Source organism: Phenylobacterium glaciei (genome assembly GCF_016772415.1).
Taxonomy (GTDB): domain Bacteria; phylum Pseudomonadota; class Alphaproteobacteria; order Caulobacterales; family Caulobacteraceae; genus Phenylobacterium; species Phenylobacterium glaciei.
Genome location: NZ_JAGSGD010000001.1, coordinates 1,389,303 through 1,409,118, shown reverse-complemented (window position 1 = coordinate 1,409,118; position 19,816 = coordinate 1,389,303). Strand labels below are relative to the sequence as shown.

Sequence of the window (19,816 nt, the reverse complement as noted above, 5' to 3'; positions counted from 1 at the left end):
GGTATCCCGGCGACAGGATCGCCTAATCCGCCGCACCCACCTTGTTCCCCTTCGGCTTAGGGCCGCGCTTCTGCGGCGACAGGGCGCGGCCGGACTGGGCTTCCAGCTGCTCGATCCAGGCCTTGGCCCCGACCGGGCGGCCGATGAGTTCGGCCCGCAGGATGGCGGTCCACTGGGGATCAATGTCGTCGGCCGGCGCGATCAGCCCGGCGAAATCTCCAACCCGCGACAGGGCCGGCGCCACCTCGACATAGGGCGTGTCGCGGCCGGCCAGGTGGGCGCCGGCGCTTGACCACGGCCAGTCCTGCGCACGCGCCACCAGGCCCGCCCTCACCGGGTTGAGGGGGACATAGCGCAACGCCGCCAGCAGATGGGCCTCGTCCATCGCCACCGAGCCGAACCGCCCCTGGAACAGGTGCCCGGTCCATCCCCCGCGCGCGCCGACAAAGGCGGCGTAGCGGCGATGGGCCTCGCCCACGGCGCGCGGCAGGCCGGTCTCATCAGACGGCGTCAGGATCAGGTGGACGTGATTGGGCATCAGGCAATAGCCCCAGCAGGCCACGCCGTAACGCTTGAGCTGGGTCGCCAGCAGGTCGAGATAGATCTGCTGGTCGCCGTCCTCGAAGAAGATCGGCTCGCGGCGATTGCCCCGCTGCGTCACGTGGTGCGCGAGGCCCGGAAAGATCATGCGTGCGCGACGCGCCATGGAGGCCCCCTGGGTGCAAAGTCGTGCCGCGAGGATACCGGGAAGCCGAAGTTGCCGCAATTGATATTGCGTCACCGTAATTCCTGAGGTTGCTGCAATTGATATTGCGTCACCGTAATTCTGATTACGCAATTGATATCATGTCCCCGTAAAGCCCCCGTAAAGTCCCCCGTAAAGTCCATGTCCCCGCAAAGCCCCGCGAGCAACCGTAAAGCATCGTAAAGCGGGTCATTGCGTTGGCGGCGGTTCACGCCGAATGATAGGCATGGCCAAGCCTAGATCACCTCCACGCGTCCAGGCTGCGACGAACACGTCGGGCGGCGGCCCAATCGACACCGGGACGGGGCGCGCGGGCCATCTGATCGTGGGCATCGGCGCGTCTGCCGGCGGTCTAGACGCCTTCCGGTCATTCTTTTCCGAGATGCCCGCCGATAGCGGCATGGCGTTCGTCCTGGTCCAGCATCTGGACCCCGACTACAACAGTGCGCTGGCCGAGATCCTTGGCGAATGCACCGCGATGCCCGTGGTGAAGGCCGTCGACGGAACCATAGCGGCTCCAAACACTGTCGCGGTCATCCCTCAGAACGCGATCCTGAAAATCGAGGGCGGCGTTCTGCGCGTCGCGCCACCTGAGACGCCGACCGCCCGGCAGTCCTCGATCGACACTTTCCTTGTGTCGTTGGCCGAGGACCAGGGTGAGAACGCCGTCGGGATCATTCTTTCGGGGTTCGGCAGCGACGGCACGATCGGGGTCCAAGCCATCAAGGAGGGCGGCGGGCTGACGCTCAGCGAGGCCGCCTTCGACCATCGCGCCAAGTTTGGCATGCCTCAGAGCGCGACCGCGGGCGGCTTTGTGGACAATGTGCTCCAACCCCAGGAGATGCCGGCGCGTTTGCTGGAATATCGCGACTTCCAGGACAATGCCGCAATCAATGACCTGTCTGAAGGGGCTGGAACAGGCCGGGCCAAATACCTGATGACGATCTGCGCCGTGCTCAACAGCCGGATCGGGCGAGACTTCAGTCAATACAAGTCCAGCACCCTGATGCGACGGGTCCACCGACGGATGCAGGTGCTTCGCGTCAAGGATCCCCGGCAATACATCGGGTTGCTGCGCTCATTGCCGGATGAACCCGAACTGCTGTTCCGGGAGATTCTGATCGGCGTAACGCGGTTTTTCCGCGACGCGGCGATGTTCGAGGCCCTGGCGGAGACCGCGTTGCCGGATTTGATCGCCAGGGGTGATCCGGACCAACCCCTGCGCGTGTGGGTGGCCGGCTGCGCGACCGGCGAGGAAGCCTATTCGCTCGCTATCCTGTTCAAAGAGGCGTTGGCGAAGGCCGAATCGCCACGACAGGTCACGGTCTTCGCGACCGATATCGATGACCGGGCGATTACGGTCGCCCGCGCCGGCCTCTACAGCGACTCCATAGAAGCCGACACCACGACGGAACGGCTCGAGAAACACTTCGTCAAGGAAGGGCAGCGCTACCGGGTCGCAAAACATATCCGCGAGATGTGCGTTTTCTCGACCCACGACCTCGTAAAGGACCCACCATTTTCGAAACTCGACATGGTGTCTTGCCGCAACCTTCTGATCTACTTCGAGCCGGCGTTGCAGCAACGCGTCATCGCAACCTTTCATTACGGAATCAAACCTGATGGTCTCCTGTGGCTCGGTCCATCCGAGACCCTTGCGGCGAGCACGCGGCTCTTCAAGGTGTTCGACAAGCGTAGTCGGATTTTCAGGCGGCTCGATGTGGCCGCTGAGGTTCCGCGATCCCCATCCAGTCTCCGAATGACGAAGGCGTCATCGACCAAGCCGCCCACCGAGGCCGAGGGCATCGACGCCCAGGCCGCCCGGATGATGGCGCAATATGCACCTGCCTATATCGTCTTCGACGGTCAGCACGAGATCCAGCGCTTCTCGGGTCAGGTCGCGAAGTTCATGGAGCCGGTCAGCGGCGGCGCCAGCCTCAATCTCTTTCGGATGCTGCACGCCCAACTGCGCTCGCCGGTCCGGTCACTTGTCCGAAAGGCGCTCGAAGCCCAGCGGCCGGTTCAGGAGCATGTGACCTTCGAGGTCGCGGGCCAGGCCCAGACAATAAATCTGATCGCCGAGCCCATGGCGGAGCCGGTCGGAGGGCAGCGATGTCTCCTGCTCGCCTTCCAGGAACTCACCCCACGCGTTGCGTCCGATGTCACCCATCAATTCCACGCCAGTTCCCCCGCCTCCGACACAGACCATGGCGATCTGATCGCCGCGCGGGAGAAGCTGCAGACCATCACCGAAGAGCTGGAAACAGCGAACGAGGAATTACAGAGCTCCAACGAGGAATTCCAATCGGTCAACGAAGAGCTTCATTCAACGGTTGAAGAGCTCGAGACCTCAAAGGAAGAACTGCAGTCGATCAATGAGGAGCTGCAAACCGTCAATGCGGAGCTGAACAACCGAGCCGACAGTCTCGTCCGGTCCAACAGCGATCTGGCCAATCTGTTCGATAGCACCTCGATCGCCACCCTCTTTCTCGACAATGAGTCGTGCATCCGCCGGTTCACGCCAGCGATCACTGAAATCTTCAACGTGCGGGAGGGCGACGAAGGTCGGCCGATCGGCGATTTCGCATCCCGCCTGGCCGGCTCGGCCTTGACCAAGGACATCGCCACCGTGCTGCGCGACCTCGGCTCCCTGGAGCGCGAGGCCGAGTCGGAGGATGGCGCGTCGACCTATCTGATGCGGGTGAAGCCCTACCGCGATCTCAACAACGTCATCGACGGCGTGGTCATCACGCTCATCGATATCACCGAGCGCAAGCGGCTCGAGCGCGACAGGGCCCATCTGGCGGCCATCGTCGCCTCGTCTCAAGACGCGATCCTCAGTCACGACCTCGACGGGAAGATCACCAGTTGGAACGCAGGTGCGGAGAAGATCTACGGCTACACCGCCGACGAAATCATCGGGCAACCAATGTCCACCTTGCTGGACGACGTTCAGATCAATGAATGGCCGGACAATCTGGTACGGCTGCGGCGCGGGGAACTGATCTCGGATATCGACATCAGCCGGGTGACCAAGGGCGACCGGGTGATCTACGTGTCGCTGACGATCTCCCCGATGCGTGATGCGTCGGGCACGATCATCGGAGCGTCAGCCGTAGCCCGCGATATCGCCCAGCGCAAAGCCGCCCAGGAGCGCGCCGAAATGCTGATGGCCGAACTGGATCATCGCGTAAAAAACATCCTGGCCGTCGTCTCTTCAGTGGTCACTCAAACGCTCAAAGCGGGCGGGAGCGTCGAGGCCGCGAGGGCCGACATCGAAGGTCGCATCCAGGCGATCTCGCGCGCCCATGGCCTATTGACCGAACTTGGCGGGGTCGAAGGTTCGCTGCGCGAACTCGTGGCGACGGAGCTACGGCCCTACATGCAGCGCTCGAACGTCACCATGTCGGGCGACGATGTGGTGCTGTCATCGAGAGCCAACCTGAGCCTGGCGTTGGCGATCCATGAGTTGGCGACGAATTCCGTCAAGTACGGCGCCCTTTCGACCGAGGAGGGGCATCTCGAAGTGAACTGGCGCGTTACGGGAGCCAAGGGGAAATCAGAGCTCAAAATCATGTGGCGAGAAACCGCCGGCCCGCCTGTTGCGCCCCCCTCCCGTCGAGGCTTCGGTACAAAGCTCATCGAGATCAGTCTGGCTCGAGGGCTCAATGCCGAAGTGAACCGTGAATTCCTCGAAGCCGGGGTTCGATGCCAGATTTCGGTGCCGTTTTCTGAGGACATTGGCCGCATCCGCTCCGCAGTTCCGTTGGGAACTTAGCGATGGCAGACGACGCCGTAGGATTCAGGGTGCTCGTGGTCGAAGATGAACCTCTGATTGGAATGGACATCGAGGACGCGGTGGAAGGCCTTGGTCACGAAGTCATAGGTCCAATCGCCGAGCTTGACGAGGCGCTGGAGGTCGCGGCTAACGCGGCGCTTGGGTGCGCGATCCTCGACATCAACATCCGCGGCGGCCATTCCTATCCCGTGGCCGACATGCTTCTGAAGCGCGGTTTGCCGGTGTTGTTGCTGAGTGGCTATGGCGAGCAGACCTTGCCAAAGCGACTGCAGAAAGAGGCCCGCCTTTCGAAGCCCTTCACGGGCGCACAGCTGGACAAGGAAATACGCGAGCTATGCGCCAGGGCGGTAAATTCTGGTCCGTAGAAGCGCGCCGAGCAGGTTTGCGAAAAGCGCGATGGTAACTCTCAATTTGGCGCCGTTGGCGCGGGGTCCGCGGTCGTAGGTCATCGACCCTCGGCGAGCTTACCTTGCTGGTGCATAGGTGGGCTCGGCTATGGCTAAAGACTTCCCCATCGTTTGTGTCGGCGGCTCGGCCGGCGGTCTCGACGCCTATATCCGGCTGCTTCAAAATCTGCCGGCCGACCTGGGCGTCGCCATCGTCATCGTAAATCACCTGCGGACCGTGGCGACGCGGCTGCACGAGATCCTGCCGCGCTACACCTCCATGCCCGTGGAGCTGATTTCAGAGCGGTTGGACGTGCGCCCAAACTGCGTGTTCATCATTCCGGAAAAGCGTGATCTCCACGTTCTGAATGGCGAGTTCCGACTGAAGCCGATCTCGAAACCATGGGGTTGGCCCGATGTCATCACGGTCTTCCTGCGCTCGCTGACGGAGAACTGGAGCGGCCAGCTGATCGCGGTCATCGTCTCGGGCTATGACGGCGACGGGGCGGCCGCGTTGTGCGGCATAAGAGACGTCGGGGGGATCACGATCGCCCAGAAGCTCGATACGGCCGGTCAGCCTGACATGCCGCAGAGCGCCATCGACAGTGGCTGCATCGACTTCGTTCTGTCGCCCGAAGGGATCGCGATGGAAATCCGGCGGATCGCAGACGGGGACCCGACTTCGCTGACATGATATCAATTGCGCAAGCGTGCCGCTGAACACCGGACGGCCCGTGATGCGGTGGCCGGTGGTCGCGGTGGTCCGGGCCGCTTGAGGGGTTTGTGTCGCTAGTTTCCGGCTGGCGCCGTGCGCGGCCTTTGCGTGGAGGCCGACGCCTAGTATACGGCCCCAAACCCCATTTTACGCCCCGGAGCGCATCGCCCTCATGGCCAAGATCAAAGTCGCCAATCCTGTCGTCGATATCGATGGCGATGAGATGACCCGCATCATCTGGCAGTGGATCAAGGACAAGCTGATCCTGCCCAATCTCGATATCGACCTGGCCTATTACGACCTGGGCATGGAGCACCGCGACGCCACCGACGACAAGGTGACCATCGAGTCGGCCGAGGCGATCCTGAAGTACGGGGTCGGCATCAAGTGCGCCACCATCACCCCCGACGAGGCCCGGGTCGAAGAGTTCAAGCTGAAAAAGATGTGGAAGTCGCCCAACGGCACGATCCGCAACATCCTGGGCGGCGTCGTCTTCCGCGAGCCGATCATCTGCAAGAACGTGCCCCGGCTGATTCCCGGCTGGACCCAGCCGATCATCATCGGCCGCCACGCCTTTGGCGACCAATACCGCGCCACCGACTTCAAGGTGCCTGGCCCCGGCAAGATGACCATCAAGTGGGAAGGCAAGGACGGCCAGGTCATCGAGCACGAGGTGTTCGACTATCCCGGCGCCGGCGTGGCCATGGCCATGTACAACCTGGACGACTCGATCCGCGACTTCGCCCACGCGTCGTTCGCCTACGCCCTGCAGCGCACCTATCCGCTGTACCTGTCGACCAAGAACACGATCCTCAAGGGCTATGACGGCCGCTTCAAGGACATCTTCGCCGAGATCTTCGCCGCCGAGTACGCCGCGCAGTTCAAGGAAGCCGGCATCACCTATGAGCACCGGCTGATCGACGACATGGTGGCCTCGGCCCTGAAGTGGTCAGGCGGCTTCATCTGGGCCTGCAAGAACTACGACGGCGACGTGCAGTCCGACCAGGTCGCCCAGGGCTTCGGCTCGCTGGGCCTGATGACCTCGGTGCTGATCACCCCGGATGGCAAGACCATGGAGGCCGAGGCCGCCCACGGCACCGTCACCCGCCACTTCCGCCAGCACCAGAAGGGCGAAAGCACCTCGACCAACTCCATCGCCTCGATCTTCGCCTGGACGCGGGGTCTCGAACACCGCGCCAAGCTGGACGGCAACCCCGAGCTGGACCGCTTCGCCCGCACCCTGGAGCGCGTCTGCGTGGAGACCGTGGAAAGCGGCTCCATGACCAAGGACCTGGCGCTGCTGGTGGGCGACAGCCAGGGCTGGCTGACCACCGAGGGCTTCATCGACAAGGTCGCCGTGAACCTCGACAAGGCCCTGGCCCAACCGGCCTGAGTCAGAGCGGGTTTCGATCTGATGGAATCAGATCGCCGCTCTGGTTTTTTGTTTTGACGCGCGTTTTATCCGAAAACCGGTTCCCACTTTTCGGAACGCGCTCTCGGACTCGGACCGCCCGAGACGGGCGGTCCAGCCACCGATCTACCTGAACAGATTCAGCACCGTCGCCGACGAGGTGTTGGCGATCGACAGCGCCTGCACCCCCAGCTGCTGCTTGGTCTGCAGCGAGGTCAGCCGGGCGCTTTCCCGGGCAAGGTCGGCGTCCACCAGATTGCCGACCCCGGCGTCGATGGAATCCTGCAGCTTGCCCACGAAGCTTAGGTGGGCCGAGATCGCCTTGGAACCCGTGCCCAGCTTCGACAGGGCCGTCGAGACATTGCCGATCGCCGTCCCGACATCGGTGACCATCTGGACCGCCAGGGTCTGGGTTCCCACCGACGAGGTCGAGGCGAGCCCGATGCCGCCCAGGGAGAGGTCCTGCGCCTGGACCGTGATCTTCGAGGTGCCGTCGTCATTGGCCAGGGCGGCGATAGTGGTTCCACCAGAACCGATCATGTTCACACCGTTGAAGGTTGCGTTGGAAACCGACTTCGCGACCTGATCGCGGAGCGCCTTGAAGTCCTCGTTCAGCGCGGTGCGTGAGGCGGTGTCGAGGCTGGAGTCCGACGCGGCGAGCGCCTTCTCCTTCATCTGCAGCAACAGGTCGGAGACCGCCTCGCCGCCGGCGATGGCCACGTCGACCGTGGACTGGGACCGCTGAAGGGAATCGCGGACCGCGTTCAGGGAGGACGAGGTGGCGCGCTGGTTCTGGGCGATGGCCCAGATCGCGCCGTTGTCCTTGGCCGAGGCGATCTTCTTGCCCGTATTGATGCGGGCCTGGACTTGCATCAACTCACTACTGGTTTGATTGAGATTTTGGAGGGCGATCATCGCCCCTACGTTTGTATTGACGCTATTCGGCATCTAATAAACCCCACATTTTTTAGGTTTCATCCATTATTTTTAATGGACGTAAGCATTTTTGCTCTGCCTAATCTATACCAGATGAGTCTTTCGGGCCGCCTAAGGAAGTATTGCGGAATCGTGAATCGAAATTCCATTGACCGGCCATCGAGACGAAGTGTCGCATCTGGCGGTCGAAGACACTCGCCTTGCGAGAATCCGAGGCCCTACCTGGCGTAACGGTGTTTTGGCCGCTGAAGACTCTCGGCGGATTCAACCCAGGCGTTCGCCGACTCAAGCCCCCATCAATTCAGGCCTTCGAAATCTTTGGGCCGCTCAATTCAGGTCTTCGAAATCTTTGCGAGGGGCCCCTCGCACCGACAGGCTGCCACCGCACGCGGGGCGCGTCAGGACGACGTCTTGCCGGTCTTCAGTCGTTCGGGGTGCGCCGGGGGGTTGATCAGCTCCGCACGCTCCTGGGCCGTGATCGGCCGCCAACGGCCCTCGGGCAGATCGCCCAGCTTCAGCGATCCGATCCGCACCCGCTGCAGGTCCGCCACGCGCAGGTCCACCAGGTCGCACATCCGGCGGATCTGGCGGTTGCGGCCTTCCTTCAGGACGAAGCGCAGCATCTGGTCGCCGATCAGGGTGACCTTGGCGTGGCGCAGCTGGCGGCGGTCGAGCTGCAGGCCGTGGCGCAGCATGGCCAGCTTCTTGTCGGTGATCTGCCCCGTCACCTTGACCCGGTATTCCTTCTCCAGGTCCGACTCCGGCCCGATGACCGCCTTGGCCACCACGCCATCCTCCGAGAGGATCAGCAGGCCGCGCGAGTCCATGTCCAGGCGGCCGACCGGGGCCAGCCGGTTCTCCAGGCTGGGGATCACCGCGTCGGCGCCATAGAGGGCGCCGGCGGTCAGCAGGCGCACGGCGGGGATCTGGCTGGGCTCGGCATGGGCCGAGACGATCCCCACCGGCTTGTTGATCACCACCGTCAGGGTGGCTTCCAGCTTCGACTGAGCGCCGTCGCTGAGCACCAGGGTCTGGCCCCGCTCGATCTTGCGCCCGGCGTCCTCGACAATCTGGCCGTCGATGGTCACCAGCCCCTGGAGGATCAGCCCCTCGGCCTCGCGCCGCGAGCACACCCCGCTCTGGGCCAGCCAGCGGTTGACCCGCTGCGGCTCGGCTTCGTCATAGGTCTTGGTCCAGGCCATGCGGCTGTCTAGCAGCCCCACACCGCCCCGGTCACCCATCGTGACCTCCCGGGTCGTCAGCCCGGCCTTCCATGACGCTGGGGCGTTGGGTTAGAGACGGGCCATGACCCAGTCCGACTCCATCGCCCTCACCCCGGTCTCGCCCGGCCGCTGGACCACCTTCGCCGGGCCGGGATGGCAGAACCCCGGCGGCGGGCTGTGGGGCGGCTACGCCATCGGCCTGTTCATCAAGGTGCTGGAGGCCGAGCCCGAGGCGGTGGGCGAGGCGTTGTCCCTGACCCTCACCTACGCCGCCGCCCTGCCCCCGGGCCAGGTGGACATCCGCACACGGCGGCTGCGCCAGGGGGGGTCGATCGGGGTGTGGGAAGTCGAACTGCTGGCGGCGGGCTCGGACCAGGTGGGCGTGCACGGCATGGTCACCATGGCCAAGCGGCCGGAGACCCCGGCCTTCGCCTTCGCCACCATGCCCGACGCGCCGTCCCCGGAAAGCCTGCCCAGCCCCGAACATCCCGGCACGCCCCTGCACTACGGCGCCCAGGCCTTCGAACGCCGGGGCCAGGATATCTTCCCGCCGCAGGTCAGCGGAGACTCTCGATCGCTGGTTTGGGTGCGATCGCGGCGGGCTCCATGGGACAAGGCCCTGCTGGGCATGGTCACCGACAACTCCGCGCCGCGCGCCATGTATGCGCTGGGCCGCACCATCAACAACACCACCCTCTCGCTGACCGTCTACCTGCACGCCACCACCGAGGAGCTCGCCCAGGTGGGCGACGACTTCATCCTGGTGGAATGCGAGGGCCGGGTCGGGGCCGGCGGCGCCTCGGACGAACGCTCCAGCTACTGGAGCCGCGACGGCAAGCTGCTGGCCACCAGCGAACAGCTCTGCTGGTACCGGCCGGTGCAGAGACGGTCGCCGGAGTAGCTCCACCCCGGCCTTCTCCCCTTGCGGGGTCGAGAGCGGCGCTTCGCCAAAGCGTTGGCGAAACGCATAGCCGGGCTTGAGTAGCCCGGCTCGCTCTCGACGGTGGCCGGTCAGCGACCGGTCGGATGAGGGGTCGATAGACCTTTCAAGCAAACCCACTCCGTCATCCCGGCCGTAGCGAAGCGAAGAGCCGGGACCCAGGGGCCGCGATCAATCCTCTGGGTCCCGGGTCTCCCTGCGGTCGCCCGGGATGACGGGAGTTGTGGTCCTGAGTGCGGAGCGAGACCCCTCATCCGGCGCGCAATCGCGCGCCACCTTCTCCCGCAAGGGGAGAAGGACGGCTCATCCCTACTCCGCCGCCACCGGCGTCAGCTTGCGGCCGAAGAAGTCGAGCGTCACCCGCATGCGGTGCAGCAGGTGGGTCTGGGTCCAGCCGGCGCGGTGGCGCAGGCCGGGGTACATCATGGTCTCGAAGGCGATGCCCCTGGCCTGCAGGGCCGCCATCAGCCGGGTGGAGTTGTCGAAGGTGACGTTGTCGTCGGCCATGCCGTGCATCAGCATCAGGGCGCCGGGCTTCAGCCGGTCGATGCGGTTCAGCACATCGGAGTCGGCGTAGCTGGCCGGATCGGTGGCCGGCGTGCCCATGTAGCGCTCGGTGTAGTGGGTGTCGTAGAGCGTCCATTCGGTCGGCGGCGCCCCGGCCACGGTGGCCGCATAGGGGCTGTTCTCCGCCGTCATCAGCAGCAGCCCCATATAGCCGCCATAGGACCAGCCGGTGACGCCGATGCGGGCGGGGTCCACATAGGGCAGGGATTTCAGGTGGTTCACGCCCTCGATCTGGTCGTCCACCTCCAGCTGGCCCAGCCGCCGGTCGATGGCGGTCTTGAAGGCCACGGAGCGGTGGGGCGTGCCGCGGTTGTCGAGGGAGAACAGGATGTAGCCGGCCTCCAGGAACAGCTGGTCGGCGGGGTTCTGCCAGATCTTGCGCACCGTGGAACTGCCCGGCCCGCCATAGACCTGGACGATCACCGGATAGCGCCTGGCAGGATCGAAGCCCGGCGGGGTGCGCAGGGCCCACCAGAGGTCCTGACCGTCGGCGGCCTTCACCGTCCCATAGGTCGGGGTCCGCAGGCGCGCGGCATAGGGGGCGTAGGGGTGGGCGTGGTTGAGGCTGTTCTCCTCGATCCAACGGACCAGACTGCCGTCCGCGCGGTAGAGGCCGGTGCGCGGCGGGGTGGCCGGGTCCTCGTAGGATCCCACGAAGGCGCCGCCGGCCCGGGCCATCTTCACGGTCCACCAGCCGCCGGCGGGGGTGATGGCCTTGGGCTCGGCGGGCGTCAGGTAGGACACCTCGTACAGCCGCCGCTCGATGGGGTTGTCCTTGAAGGCGGTGAAGGTGACCACCCCGCGCGCCTCGTCGACGCCGGCGATGTCGTCCACCGGCCAGTCGCCCGCGGTGACGGCGGCGATCTGTCTGCCGTCGGCGCCGTGCCGGTAGAGGTGGCGGTAGCCGCTCTGCTCCGATGACCACAGGAAGCCGCCGTCGCTCAGCGGCCGGAAGTCATAGGTCAGCTCCACCCAGTGGGGGCTGATTTCGGTGAGCAGAACCCGCGTCTGGCCCGTGGCCGGATCGGCGGCCAGCAGGTCCAGGCGGCGCTGGTCGCGGCTCTGGCGCTGGACATAGAGGGTCTTGCCGTCCTTGGCCCAGTCGACGCGGGCCAGGTAGATGTCGGTCTCCGCGCCCAGGTCGATCTTCACCCGCGCGCCCGTGGCGACATCGGCGACATAGAGATCGACGACCGAATTGGGCCGCCCGACCCGGGGATAGCGCTGGTGGACGATGGTGGCGCCCGCAGCCCCGATATCCAGCCGCTCGACGACGTCCACACCGGTCTGGTCGACATGGGTGAGCGCGATGCGGGTCTCGTCGGGGCTCCACCAATAGCCGGTCTGACGGGCCATCTCCTCCTGGGCGATGTAGTCGGCCGTGCCCCAGGACTGGAGCTCTGTCCCGTCGGTGGTCAGCGCCCGCTCCGCGCCGCCCTGGGAGCGCAGGACATAGAGGTTGTCGTCGCGCACGAAGGAGACGAAGCCGCCCCTGGGCGAGACCTTGGCGTCGATCTCGTCGGCGGCGGAATGGGTCAGGCGGCTGACCGTCCCATCGGCCACCGTGTAGAGCCAGAGATCGCCCTCGACCGGGACCAGGATGAAGCGGCCCTCCTCGTCCCAGTCATAGGCCACCACGCCGCTTGTCTGAACGCCCTGGCGTTCACGGCGGCTCTTCTCGGCTTCCGAGAGTTCGCGGTCCTTGGGGATCAAATCCCGCGCGTCCAGCAGCAGGCGCGGCTCGCCGCCGGCGACGTCGGCGACCCAGAGGTCGGTCATCCGCACGTCGTCGGCCTTGGCCTTGAGGTAGGTGACCAACTTGCCGTCCGGCGACAGGGTCACGCCCCGGGCCCGGGGCCCCGTGAGGTCCGGCGCCGCATAGACGCGCTCGACGCTCAGTTTCTCCGCGTTCGCCATCACACTCGCTCCGTAGGGCCGGGGATGAAAGGCGTGGTCGCGGGTCTTGGCAAGGGGCCTAGCCCCCTCCGTCACGCGCTGACGCGCGCGCCACCTCCCCCGACACGCGCTGCGCGCTGGGGGAGGAATTCGCGTTCATTCCTCCCCCCGGCCGCAGGCCGTATCGGGGGAGGTGGATCCGAGCAAAGCGAGGAGACGGAGGGGGCTGGGCCCTCTCCGTCCCAACCTCAGACCAGTTCGGACGGCTTGAGGTTCAGTTCCTTCAGCAGCGGCTCGGCATAGTCGACGCGGCCGGTCAGGGTCTTGGGGTCGCCGCTGGCCAGTTGGTAGACCGCCTCGGCGATGAACTCGATGGGCTGCACGCGGTCCTTGGACTGCTCGTTGATCAGGCCGTGCACGGCCACGCCGGGGGTGTCCACCAGGCCCGGCGACACCACGTTGACCGCGATGTTGTCGGCATAGACCTCCGAGGCCAGGCCGGTGGAGAACCGCTCCAGGGCCGCCTTGCAGAGGCCATAGACCGTGCCGCCGCGGCCGCCGCGATAGGGCTTGGCCGGGTGGATGCCGGCGGGCGAGGAGATGTTGACGATGTGGCCGGTCTTGCGCTCGATCATCGAGGGCAGGACCAGCTGCGACAGGTGGAAGGGCGCATAGACCTGCACCTCCATCATCAGCTTGAAGCGCTTCTCGGTGAACTCCACGACGGGCGTGAAATAGGTGATGGCGGCGTTGTTGATCAGGATGTCGATGGGGCCGTAGGTGGCCACGGCTTCTTCCACCAGGCGCTCGCGCTCGATGGACTGGGCCAGGTCGGCCTTGATGAAGGTGGCCTCGCCCCCGGCCTTCTTGATGCGCTCGACGGTCTCCATCAGGGTGCCGGGCAGGCGGCTCTCGCCGTCCTGGGCGGTACGGGCCGAGACCACGACCTTGGCGCCCTCCATGGCCAGGCGGGCGGCGATGGCCTCGCCGATGCCGCGGCTGGCGCCGGTGACCAGGGCGACCTTGCCCTTGAGATTTCCATTGGGGTTGATGCTGGCCGACATGAAATTAGCGCCCTCCCTGGGCTTTGTTATGGTTCAAACAATGCGCAAACCTCGCGCTCTTGGGCCGCCCGCGCAAGCCGCCGATTGCCGAAGGGCTCGCCTTCTGGGAGGAACCTCTAGGAAGCTTGGCCGCTCATGTTAATCATCGTGCGACTTCAGCGAGGCTTCAGCCCATGTGGCGGACCATCTTCAACCTGATCCTGGTCCTGCTGGTGGGGGCCGCCGCGGCCTTCGTCGCCGCCCCCTGGTTCGCCTTCCGGGCCCTGAAGGCCGACGCCCGTGACGGCGACGTCCAGGGCCTGGCCGAACTGGTGGATTACAACGCCGTGCGCGGGACCCTGAAGAGCCAGCTTGGCCCGACGCCCAACGCCACCACCGCGCCGGCCCCCACCATCTGGACCGATCCGATCGGCGCCATGAAGCGGGCGCTGGAGCCCCTCACCCCGCCGCCGCCGGCCGTGGAGCGCTATGTCAGCGCCCAGGGCCTGCACGACCTGACCCGCGGCTATGAGCCCGGCAAGGCGCCCGCTGAGCCGCCACAGCCTGAGGGCCTGTCGGACCAGGTGCTGACCGCCGCCCAGGAGCCCTGGCCCTCCCTGCGCTACTGGGGACCGAACCGCTCGCGGTTCGTGGTGCGCGGTCCCGACAAGCCCGAGCGCGAGACGGTCTTCACCTTCCAGCGGCGCGGCTGGTTTGAGTGGAAACTGGTGCAGATCCGCCTGCCGGACGACGACGAAGCTCAACCATAGTTCTTGTTTTGTTCTTCCGATCCCAGTAGGCTGGCCGCCAGCTGAGAGGGAGAATTTCATGTCCATCGGATACGTCACCATCGGGGCGCTGGATGTCGCCGCCGCCCTGCCCTTCTATGATGCGGTGCTGGGCGCCATCGGCTACCACCGCGCCTTCCTGGACGGCGGCTGGGCCGGCTATGGCCCCAAGGACGGCGACGCCAACACCTTCATCTGCCCGCCCTTCGACGGCGAGGCCGCGCGGCCCGGCAACGGCATCATGGTGGGCTTCCTGGCCCCCTCGCAGGAGGCGGTCGCCGCCGCCCACGCCGCGGCCCTCGCCAACGGCGGGGTCGACGAGGGCGCGCCGGGACCCAGGCCCGCCGACTCCACCAGCTTCTACGGCGCCTATGTCCGCGACCTGACCGGCAACAAACTCTGCATCTTCACCAAGCCCTAGCTTGACCAGGGACGAGGCTGGCGGGATCGTGCCGGCCTCGTCATCCCGGAGCCAAGCCATGCGCATCGCCGCCGCCCTCGCCTGCGCCTTGATGGCCAGCCTGCCGCTCAGCGCCGAGGCCAGGGTCTGCAAGGCCTGGAGTTCGCCGGTGCTGGCGGCCTCCATCGCCGCCAAACCCATCGACGAGGCCAGCGGCCTGGAGGCGTCGCGGACCCATCGCGGCCGGCTCTATCACAACAACGACTCCGGCGATGACCTGCGGTTCTTCATCACCGACATGGCCGGCGGGAACCTGCAGATCGTCAACCTCAAGGGCCCCAAGCCCGCCGATATCGAGGAGATGTCCCTGGGGCCGTGCGGGTCCAAGACCTGCCTCTATCTCGGCGACACCGGCGACAACGCCGGCGCCCGCTCGGAGGTGGCCTTCACGATCCTGGCTGAGAAGAAGACCTATGCGCAGACCGAGACGCCGCTACGGGTGGTCCGCGCCCGCTATCCCGACGGGCCGCACAATGTCGAGGCCTTCGCCGTGCATCCGGGCGGCGACCTCTTCGTCGTCACCAAGCCCGTGGACAAGCAGATGACCAGGCCGGGTCCGGCCTCGGTCTACCGGCTCAGCGCCAGCCAGCTTCGCCAGACCGACGGCGTGCAGGTCTTCACCAAGGTGGGCGAGCTGGACCTGCCTGGGCTGCTGAAGGACCTGCCCTTCTACGGCTGGATCCCGACGGGCCTGGACATCAGCCATGACGGCAAGCGCGCGGTGCTGCTGACCTATATGGCGGTGGTGGAGCTGGGCTTTGACCTGGCGGGCGGCGTGCCGGCCAAGCTGACCCCCGGCGAGAACGTCTCGATCTTCCGCGCCCCGCCCCTGGCCCAGCAGGAAGCCATCACCCTGCTGCCCGACGACAGCGGATTCCTCTACGACAGCGAGGCGGGGCGGAAGGCGGCGACCTTCCCGCTGAACAAGGTGACGTGTATGGCGCGGTAGGACGGCGGCCGCCCACCGACCACCGGAAACGGGCCGCATATTGGGGTATTGACCTAGAGCAGGCTCTAGGGTGTTCCCTCCGTCACTGGTTCAATATGGAGACCAGTGAGATGCAAACTATCGAGAACAAAGAGATCGTCGCCACGGCGATGGCGGCCCTGGCGACCGGCGACAATCGCCCCTTTTACGAGGCCATGGCGGAGGACGTGATCTGGCGTCCGATGGTCGGCGGCGTCTGGGGCGACGTCCATCACGGCAGGGCGCGGGCGAGGGACAACCTGTTCGCGCCGCTCCGGAAGCAATACGCCAGCGCCTACACCAACACCGCCACCAACATCTTCGCCGCCGGCGACGCCGTGATCGTCGAGGCGCAGGGGGCGGTGACGCTGAAGTCCGGAAAGACCTACAACAACCGCTACTGTTTCGTGATCGAGATGGCGGACGGCAAGATGCAGGAAGTGCGCGAGTACCTCGATTCAGCCCTCGCCGAGGCGGTGCTGGAGCTGCTGAAGGGGTGAGCATCCGCTACCACATCGGGCGCTTCGCCAAGCTCGTGGATCGAAGCGTCCATGCGATCCGCTGGTATGAGGCCCAGGGCCTGATACCAGCGGTGGATCGCGACGCCGGAGGCCGCCGGGTCTACGAGGACGAGCATGTCGAACACCTGCTGTTCCTGGAACGCATGCGCCGCACCGGCATGTCGGTGGCGGAGATGCGGCGGCTGACCGAGCTGTCGATGCAGGGGTGGCGCACCCTGGAGGCGCGCAAGTCAGTGCTGAAGGACCATCGCGCCGAGATCGAGGCCAAGATCGCCGACCTCGGCGCCGCCGTCGACGACATCGACGCGAAGATCGCCTTCTACGACGAATGGGCCCGGAACAAGCGCCGCCCCCGCAAGCAGGCCGGCCCAGTCTAGGCTAGGGCGTCGCCCACAGTGTCATCCCGGAAAGCGCGTTTGCGCTCGTCCGGCACCCAAACGCGCGGGGGCGTGCAGGATAGACGGTTACGGTGACGTGATACCCATTGCGCAATCTATTGGGACGGGCTGGACCTGCCGAGCGGCCCCTTTGATATCCTTTCACCTTAATACCAGGCGGCGCTCGTCATGGCTAAACATCGGCTTGAAGCTGCAATCGTCGCAGCCTGCGCTGGTGTTCAAAGCCGGCTCCTAGATTACATCCCGAGGTTGCTTTGATTGGCAGGTGAACACACGTTTGTAATGTGGGCGATTGACTGTGATTTATTCTCCATTGCAGATGTCTAGCTCCGTAGCGTCCCATCCGGGATTGAAGTGAGACCCGGAGCGCTTGAATATTCGGGAGAAAAGATCGTGGAAGTCCCGAACGACCCGGCGAGCGACGCGGCCAAATTTGACCATTTCCTGACGCGGAGAGAACGACGCCGCGCGGTATTCGCCGCGACGCTCGGAAACGGCCTCGAATTCTACGATTTCATCACCTTCGCCTTCTTCGCCATTCAGATCGGCCAGACGTTCTTCCCCTCCCAGAACAGCTTCCTCAGCCTGATGGGATCCCTGGCCACCTTTGGCGCGGGTTTCATCACACGTCCGCTGGGCGCGCATATCCTCGGCGGTTATGCCGACCGGGTGGGCCGCAAGCCGGCCATGCTGATCAGCATGAGCTTGATGGGCGTCGGAATCCTGATGTTGGCGCTGACGCCCGGCTTCAGCGCAATCGGTTATGCTGCGCCCGTCATCGCCGTGCTCGCGCGGTTGATCCAAGGTTTCGCCCTCGGCGGCGAGGTCGGCTCGGCGACCATCTACATGATGGAAAGCGCCACGGCGGCGCGCCGCGGCTGGACGATGAGCTGGCAGGGTGCGAGCCAAGGCGTCGCCGGCTCCATCGGGGCGCTTGTCGGTCTTGGCCTTTCGCTCGTCCTCTCGCCCGCGGAATTGTCGGCCTACGGCTGGCGCATCGCGCTGGCGTTGGGGGCCACGATCGTACCCGTCGCCCTCTATGTCCGACGCGCGCTCCCCGAGACCATCCAAGCGCCAGACAGCACCGCCGTTCCGCACGGCCCTTTTCGGCAGTACATGCGGCCGGTGGTCTGCGGGTTTCTGATCATCGCGTGCGGCACGATCGGGAGCTACATCTTCCAGTACATGGCGACCTTCGGTCAGAACACCCTGCGGCTTTCGACGAGCGTCTCGATGGCCGGAGAGCTGGCCAACAATGGCATCGGCATCGTGGCGGTCATGGCCGGCGGCGCGATCAGCGATCGGTTTGGACGCCGGTCGGTGATGCTTGGGCCGCAGCTGCTGTTTTGCCTGCTGATCGTTCCCTGCTTCCTCTGGCTCACCACGGCTCGGAACGCGACCAGCTTCATCAGCGCCAATCTGATCCTATCGGCCATCTCGGGCTTCATGTACGGCGCCGTCTATGCCGCGATCAGCGAAAGCATCCCCAAGGCGGTGCGCGCCCGGGTGTTTGCATTGGTCTATTCGATCCCCGTCGCGGTCTTCGGCGGCACGACCCAGTTCTTCATAACCTGGCTGCTCCACGTGACCGGCAGCCCGATGTCCATCGCATGGTACCTGACGGGTGTTTCGCTCATCGGCCTGGCCGCCATGTACCTGCTGCGCGAGAGTGCGCCGGTCAGGGTAAACTCTCGGCTGACCAGCGCGCTTCCTGGGGCGCCGGCTTCCGCCGTGATGCCCGGGACCTGAGGCAGCGTCTCTCGGAGGGGCCACCTCCCCCCGGGTTACCGGTTACGGTGACGTGATACCAATTGCACAGCCCTCTTGCGACGGGCTGGACCTGCCGAGCTGACGTGACGCATTTGATATTCCGTCACCTAAATAGTCGACGGCCCTGCAGCTTCTTGGCTTTGACGACACGTGGCCCGCGGCGGTCGGGCGCCATCAAGCTTGGCCAATCGATTCGGTGGAGCCGTGGTGCTATTGAATGTCGGGCATGACCACGACACGAACCGCGTTTGTATTTGCCGGCGGCGGTAGCCTGGGGGCGATCCAGGTGGGCGCGCTTCGCGAGCTGGTTCGCGCCGGCGAGAGGCCTGATTTTCTGGTCGGCGCATCTGTCGGCGCGCTGAACGCCTGCTTTTTCGCCTGCGCGCCCGACGCATCCGGCGTCGAACAGCTCGAGTCGATCTGGTGCAAGCTGCGGCGGAGCGACATTTTCCCGGTGGGGTTCGCCGGCGTGCTGCGCATGCTCGGCCGGGGCAGTCTGTTCGACTCCCGCCATCTTAGAACCCTGGTTGAGCGCAATCTGCCGATCCGAGATCTCGAGCAGGCCAAGCTTCCGGTTCACGTCGTCGCGACGAATCTGAGCGGGGCGACGGTGGTCCTGTCTCGGGGGCCCGCGGCGGAAGCCGTGCTGGCAAGCGCGGCGATACCGATCGCATTTCCGTCCGTGCGGATCGGCGACGACTATCTGATGGATGGCGCTATCGCCGGTAACACACCGATTTTGACCGCCCTCGAACTCGGCGCCAATCGCATCATCGTCCTGCAAACAGGCTATGCCTGTGCGCTCGACGGTCCGCCGGTTGGCCTGGCCGGCCTCGGACTTCACGCCATCACCCTGCTCATCTGCAATCAGATGGCGCGCGATGTGCAGATCATTGAAGGCAAGGCCATCGTCCACGTGACCCCGCACCTCTGCCCGCTCGATGTGTCGCCGTTCGACTTCAAGCACTCCGAGAAATTGATCGAGCGTGGGGCGCAGGCGACCCGGGCATGGTTGGACGCTGGCGGCCTCGACCACGCCGACACGCCGGCCGTGTTCGAGCACAGACACTGACGCGGCGCTTAGCCTAATGCCCAGGGCTTGAAGGGCCGCACTCCGCGTCTCTCCGGTTTTGAACGTAGGGTTCCAGGGCCAAAGCGGGCGGGTGTCAGGGGGTTGGCCGGAAGGGCGACGGGCGCCTACGGCCCATAGCGGACTCACGTTCCCCCAAGTTAGATTGCAATCCAGGGTGG

At 65.4% G+C, this 19,816-nt stretch carries 17 protein-coding genes; 12 read left to right on the top strand and 5 right to left on the bottom strand.

Annotated features, from left to right (window positions below; genetic code table 11):
* Positions 1-22: 22 nt before the first annotated feature.
* Positions 23-706 (bottom strand): transposase, encoded by a 684-nt coding sequence (locus JKL49_RS06800; protein WP_215339225.1) that lies wholly within the window; start codon positions 704-706, stop codon positions 23-25.
* A gap of 265 nt (positions 707-971) precedes the next feature.
* On the opposite strand from JKL49_RS06800, the gene JKL49_RS06795 reads away from it, so the two are divergent.
* The 4 genes from JKL49_RS06795 (at position 972) to JKL49_RS06780 (ending at position 7,038) form a co-directional block, all read left to right on the top strand.
* Entirely contained in the window at positions 972-4,523 is a 3,552-nt protein-coding gene (locus JKL49_RS06795) for a CheR family methyltransferase (RefSeq protein WP_215339224.1), read from the top strand.
* 2 nt (positions 4,524-4,525) lie between these two features.
* On the top strand, positions 4,526-4,909 hold the full coding sequence (locus tag JKL49_RS06790; protein ID WP_215339223.1) for a response regulator: 384 nt from the start codon (positions 4,526-4,528) through the stop codon (positions 4,907-4,909).
* 130 nt (positions 4,910-5,039) lie between these two features.
* Complete coding sequence (locus JKL49_RS06785; protein WP_215339222.1) at positions 5,040-5,624, top strand: chemotaxis protein CheB; 585 nt, start codon at positions 5,040-5,042, stop codon at positions 5,622-5,624.
* Positions 5,625-5,817: 193 nt separating this feature from the next.
* Positions 5,818-7,038: an NADP-dependent isocitrate dehydrogenase gene (locus tag JKL49_RS06780; protein WP_215339221.1), complete on the top strand. Its 1,221-nt coding sequence runs from the start codon at positions 5,818-5,820 to the stop codon at positions 7,036-7,038.
* A gap of 144 nt (positions 7,039-7,182) precedes the next feature.
* On the opposite strand, the gene JKL49_RS06775 is transcribed toward JKL49_RS06780, so the two are convergent.
* The gene (locus tag JKL49_RS06775) at positions 7,183-8,004 is read right to left on the bottom strand and encodes a flagellin (RefSeq protein WP_215339220.1); all 822 of its coding nucleotides are present in this window, start codon (positions 8,002-8,004) and stop codon (positions 7,183-7,185) included.
* Between the two features lie 386 nt (positions 8,005-8,390).
* Entirely contained in the window at positions 8,391-9,194 is an 804-nt protein-coding gene (locus JKL49_RS06770; protein ID WP_215342713.1) for a pseudouridine synthase, read from the bottom strand.
* 103 nt (positions 9,195-9,297) lie between these two features.
* On the opposite strand from JKL49_RS06770, the gene JKL49_RS06765 reads away from it, so the two are divergent.
* Positions 9,298-10,116: a thioesterase family protein gene (locus JKL49_RS06765; RefSeq protein WP_215339219.1), complete on the top strand. Its 819-nt coding sequence runs from the start codon at positions 9,298-9,300 to the stop codon at positions 10,114-10,116.
* Between the two features lie 348 nt (positions 10,117-10,464).
* Here the strand turns inward: JKL49_RS06765 and JKL49_RS06760 are convergent, their stop codons facing one another.
* Both JKL49_RS06760 and JKL49_RS06755 read right to left on the bottom strand, forming a co-directional pair.
* The gene (locus JKL49_RS06760; protein ID WP_215339217.1) at positions 10,465-12,639 is read right to left on the bottom strand and encodes a S9 family peptidase; all 2,175 of its coding nucleotides are present in this window, start codon (positions 12,637-12,639) and stop codon (positions 10,465-10,467) included.
* A gap of 227 nt (positions 12,640-12,866) precedes the next feature.
* Positions 12,867-13,682: an SDR family NAD(P)-dependent oxidoreductase gene (locus JKL49_RS06755; protein ID WP_215339215.1), complete on the bottom strand. Its 816-nt coding sequence runs from the start codon at positions 13,680-13,682 to the stop codon at positions 12,867-12,869.
* Positions 13,683-13,855: 173 nt separating this feature from the next.
* Between JKL49_RS06755 and JKL49_RS06750 the strand changes: the two genes are divergently transcribed.
* The 7 genes from JKL49_RS06750 to JKL49_RS06720 all read left to right on the top strand — a co-directional run bounded on the left by JKL49_RS06750 (position 13,856) and on the right by JKL49_RS06720 (position 19,637).
* Positions 13,856-14,431: a DUF2939 domain-containing protein gene (locus tag JKL49_RS06750; RefSeq protein WP_215339213.1), complete on the top strand. Its 576-nt coding sequence runs from the start codon at positions 13,856-13,858 to the stop codon at positions 14,429-14,431.
* A gap of 58 nt (positions 14,432-14,489) precedes the next feature.
* Positions 14,490-14,870, top strand: coding sequence for a VOC family protein (locus JKL49_RS06745; protein WP_215339211.1), 381 nt, complete (start codon positions 14,490-14,492; stop codon positions 14,868-14,870).
* A 58-nt stretch (positions 14,871-14,928) separates the two neighbouring features.
* Positions 14,929-15,858, top strand: coding sequence for a hypothetical protein (locus tag JKL49_RS06740; RefSeq protein WP_215339209.1), 930 nt, complete (start codon positions 14,929-14,931; stop codon positions 15,856-15,858).
* Between the two features lie 110 nt (positions 15,859-15,968).
* Positions 15,969-16,376: a nuclear transport factor 2 family protein gene (locus JKL49_RS06735; RefSeq protein ID WP_215339207.1), complete on the top strand. Its 408-nt coding sequence runs from the start codon at positions 15,969-15,971 to the stop codon at positions 16,374-16,376.
* Positions 16,373-16,774, top strand: a complete 402-nt coding sequence (locus tag JKL49_RS06730) for a MerR family transcriptional regulator (protein WP_215339205.1) — start codon at positions 16,373-16,375, stop codon at positions 16,772-16,774. The genes JKL49_RS06735 and JKL49_RS06730 overlap by 4 nt, the downstream gene beginning before the upstream one ends.
* A 414-nt stretch (positions 16,775-17,188) precedes the next feature.
* Positions 17,189-18,544: an MFS transporter gene (locus JKL49_RS06725; protein WP_215339204.1), complete on the top strand. Its 1,356-nt coding sequence runs from the start codon at positions 17,189-17,191 to the stop codon at positions 18,542-18,544.
* A gap of 247 nt (positions 18,545-18,791) precedes the next feature.
* A complete protein-coding gene (locus tag JKL49_RS06720) occupies positions 18,792-19,637 on the top strand; it encodes a patatin-like phospholipase family protein (protein ID WP_215339203.1) in 846 nt (281 codons plus the stop codon).
* Positions 19,638-19,816 lie beyond the last annotated feature (179 nt).